This window comes from Bradyrhizobium manausense (assembly GCF_001440035.1).
In the GTDB taxonomy this organism is placed as follows: domain Bacteria; phylum Pseudomonadota; class Alphaproteobacteria; order Rhizobiales; family Xanthobacteraceae; genus Bradyrhizobium; species Bradyrhizobium manausense.
This window is the reverse complement of record NZ_LJYG01000104.1, coordinates 300,995-304,433: the sequence shown is the minus strand read 5'-3', so window position 1 is coordinate 304,433 and position 3,439 is coordinate 300,995. Positions and strand designations below refer to the sequence as shown.

The window sequence follows — 3,439 nt, the reverse complement described above, 5'->3', positions numbered from 1 at the left end:
GAAGGGCGGGCGATCCAGTCTTGCGGCGGCGTTGTCTGGATCGCCTAGCTTTCCTAAGCGCAAAATTTCGTCATTGCGAGGAGCGAAGCGACGAAGCAATCCAGACTGTCTCCGCGGAGGCAGTCTGGATTGCTTCGCTGCGCTCGCAATGACAGAGGATAGAGGATTGCCTAGACGTGCTGTCCGCCGTTGATGTGGATCTCGGCGCCGTTGACGTAAGAACTGGTGTCCGTGCACAGCACGTAGATGATCTTGGCGACTTCGTCGGGCGTGCCGAGACGGTGCATCGGGATCTGCTGGTCGACGATCTTCTCGGTGCCCGGCGACAGGATCGAGGTGTCGATCTCGCCCGGCGCGATCGCGTTGACGCGCACGCCGACGCGGCCAAAGTCGGAGGCCATCTCGCGCGTCAGTGCGGCAAGCGCCGCCTTGGAGGTCGCGTACGCCGCGCCCGCGAAGGGATGCACGCGCGAGCCGGCGATCGAGGTGACGTTCACAACCGAGCCCTTGGCCGCCTTCAATTCCTCCATCAGGCCACGCGCGATCATGATCGGCGCGAAGAAATTGACGTTGAAGACGTGCGTCCAGGTGTCGAGATCGGTGTCGACCGAGCCGAGGCGGGAGCCGCCGGGCCCCTTCGGCGAGATCGCGGCGTTATTGACGAGGGCATGCAGCATGCCGCCTTCGAGGCGGCTCTGGATCTCTGAGATCGCGCGTGCGGTGTCCTTGACGTCGCCGAGGTCGACCTGGATGTGATCCTCAGGGCCCGCATCCCACGGGCAATCCTCGGGGAAGGCATGCCGCGAACAGGTGATGACGCGCCAGCCCGCCGATGAGAAGCGGATCACGGTGGCGTGGCCGATGCCGCGGCTCGCTCCGGTCAGGAGCAGCGTGCGGCGCGGCGCATTGGACGAATGCGGCATGGACATCTTTCAGGTCGGGCCAATGATTGAGGCAAAGCTCAAGGATACATCCGAGTCTTGGACCACGGCTGGCCGGCCGCGTCACGACGAAATTCGATGCGGTCGTGCAGGCGGAACGGACGGTCGTGCCAGAACTCGATGCGAACAGGCGTAATGCGCCAGCCGCTCCAGCCGGGCGGCCGCGGCACCTCGCCGATGACGTATTTGGCCGCGACCTTGGCGATGGCCTGCTCGAAGGCGAAGCGGCTCTCGAGCTCTTGCGACTGCTTGCTGGCCCAGGCGCCGATCTGCGCCTGCTTCGGTCGTGTTGCGAAATAGGCGTCGGCCTCGGCGTCCGTCACCGGCGTCACGTTGCCGCGGATGCGGACCTGACGGCGCAGCGACTTCCAGTGAAAAAGTAAAGCCGCCTTAGGATTTGCGGCAAGTTCGCGGCCTTTCTGGCTGGCGATGTGGCTGTAGAAGACGAAACCCCCGGTATCGAAGCCCTTCATCAGCACCATGCGCACGTCAGGCAGGCCATCGGGATCGACGGTTGCAAGCGCCATCGCGTTCGGATCGTTCGGCTCGCTCTTGATCGCCTCGTTCAACCAGGCCTCGAACAGCGCAAACGGCTCGTCGGCGGCGGTGAAATCACCGGATGTTAAGGGTGTCTGGTGTTTCATCGAGGTCGTGTCGGTCATGTCTGGAGTCCGAATTGCGTCCCGCGGCCCAAAGCGCGCTGTCATCTGCACCTGCCCTATATAGGGCATGGGGACGCGTTGGCCTATCGGCGATGCGGTCATCCAGCTTCGTCCTTACAACGATTCTGATCGGCCTCGGCGCCGCCGGCTGCAGCATGTCCCGCACCAACACCAACGCCTACGCCAAGGCTGACGACGGCGACCGCACGGGTTCGATCGCGCGGCAGGCCAAGGACGCCGCACCGACCGAGACCGACCTGGCCTTTGCCCGCAACGCCGCCTCCGACGTGCTCAGCATGGGTGACAAGGACGCCAGCCAGCACTGGGAGAATCCGGAAACCGGCGCGCGCGGCTCGGTAACGCCGATCGCGCAATCCTACGCCGCCGAGGACGGCCGCAAGTGCCGCGATTTCCTGGCGAGTTATGTCAACGGCACCACTGAAAGCTGGCTCCAGGGCGCCGGTTGCCAAAGCAGCCGTGGCCGTTGGGAGATTCATACGCTAAAGCCGTGGCGGAGCTGAGCATGATCCGGAGAAGCGGGAACCGGTTCTCTGATAAGATCATGCTCCAAACGTAGAGAGTCGGCTGGCCTGACTAGTTGCAAAAATGCCACGCCCTCCCCACATGGATGCCAAGTGGGGCGGGGAGCCCTTTGAACAATTGGATTCCGTGAAGGAGACGTGACGGATGCGCGACCCCTATGAGGTCTTGGGGGTGCCGCGGAGCGCCACCGCTGCCGCGATCAAGAGCGCCTATCGCAAGCTTGCCAAGAAGCACCATCCCGACAGCAACAAGAACGACCCGAAGGCTGCGGAGCGTTTTGCCGAGCTCAATTCGGCCAACGAGATCATCGGCGACGAGGACAAGCGCAAGCAGTTCGATCGCGGTGAGATCGACGCCGAGGGCAAGCCGCGCTTCCAGGGCTTTCCGGGCGGCGGTGGGCCGCGCGGCCGCGCCGGTCCCGGCGGGTTCGAGTACTCGTTCCGTGGCGGCGCAGGCCCCGGTCAGGGCGCCGGCGCGTTCGAGGACATTCTCAACAGCATGTTCGGCGGCGGCATGCGCGGCGCTCGCCCCGGGGCGGGCGGCGGAGCCCAGTTCGAATTCGACACCGGCGGGATCGGCCTCGATCTCGACGTCAATGTCGCCATGTCCGTCTCGTTGGAAGAAGCGGTCAAGGGCGGGGAGAAGCGCGTCCGGCTGCCGAACGGCAAGGAGCTCAACGTCAAGATTCCGGCCGGCGTCATCGAGGGCCAGCAGATCCGTCTGCGCGGACAGGGCGAGACCGCGCAAGGCCATCCGCCCGGCGACCTCCTGATCACCATCAGCATCGCAGCCCATCCCTTCTTCAAGGTCGATGGTGCGGACCTGAGGATCGAACTGCCGGTGACGCTTTATGAGGCCGTGCTCGGCGGCAAGGTCCGCGTGCCCACGCTCGGCAATGCCGTGGAACTGTCGGTCCCCAAAAACACCTCCAGCGGCCGGACCTTCCGCCTCAAAGGCAAGGGCCTGCCGAGATCTGGTGGAACCGGGGATCTCTTCGTCACCATCAGGATTATGCTACCGGACGGGAACGACGCCGAGCTTGAAGCATTGATGGAAAAGTGGCGGGACCAACACCCCTACAATCCACGTAGCGGGCTTGGCTAGGGCAAGATCCAAGCGAAGGGGTTTCTCCTAAAAGACCTAAGGCGTCGTCGACCGGATGATGCCCATCATATGTCCGAGGCCTAGTAGCGCTTCGTATGCTCGACGTGTCGACTGTCCGGCCGGGCAGCCGATAAAAAGGTGCGGCCTCGAGAGGGGGACCAGCGCGGTACCAAAAACCCCAATCGAGGC

The 3,439-nt window shown here is 64.1% G+C and carries 4 protein-coding genes; 2 read left to right on the top strand and 2 right to left on the bottom strand.

All coding sequences use genetic code 11. The features are described 5' to 3' along the window. Nucleotides 1-170: 170 nt before the first annotated feature. A complete protein-coding gene (locus AOQ71_RS28480) occupies nt 171-923 on the bottom strand; it encodes an SDR family NAD(P)-dependent oxidoreductase (protein WP_057753873.1) in 753 nt (250 codons plus the stop codon). Between the two features lie 38 nt (nt 924-961). Further along, nucleotides 962-1,603, bottom strand: coding sequence for a pyridoxamine 5'-phosphate oxidase (gene pdxH / locus AOQ71_RS28475; RefSeq protein ID WP_057753611.1), 642 nt, complete (start codon nt 1,601-1,603; stop codon nt 962-964). A gap of 92 nt (nt 1,604-1,695) precedes the next feature. Here pdxH and AOQ71_RS28470 point away from each other — a divergent pair, with 92 nt between their 5' ends. Next, entirely contained in the window at nt 1,696-2,124 is a 429-nt protein-coding gene (locus tag AOQ71_RS28470) for an RT0821/Lpp0805 family surface protein (protein WP_057753608.1), read from the top strand. 166 nt (nt 2,125-2,290) lie between these two features. After that, nucleotides 2,291-3,250 (top strand): DnaJ C-terminal domain-containing protein, encoded by a 960-nt coding sequence (locus AOQ71_RS28465; RefSeq protein ID WP_057753605.1) that lies wholly within the window; start codon nt 2,291-2,293, stop codon nt 3,248-3,250. Nucleotides 3,251-3,439 lie beyond the last annotated feature (189 nt).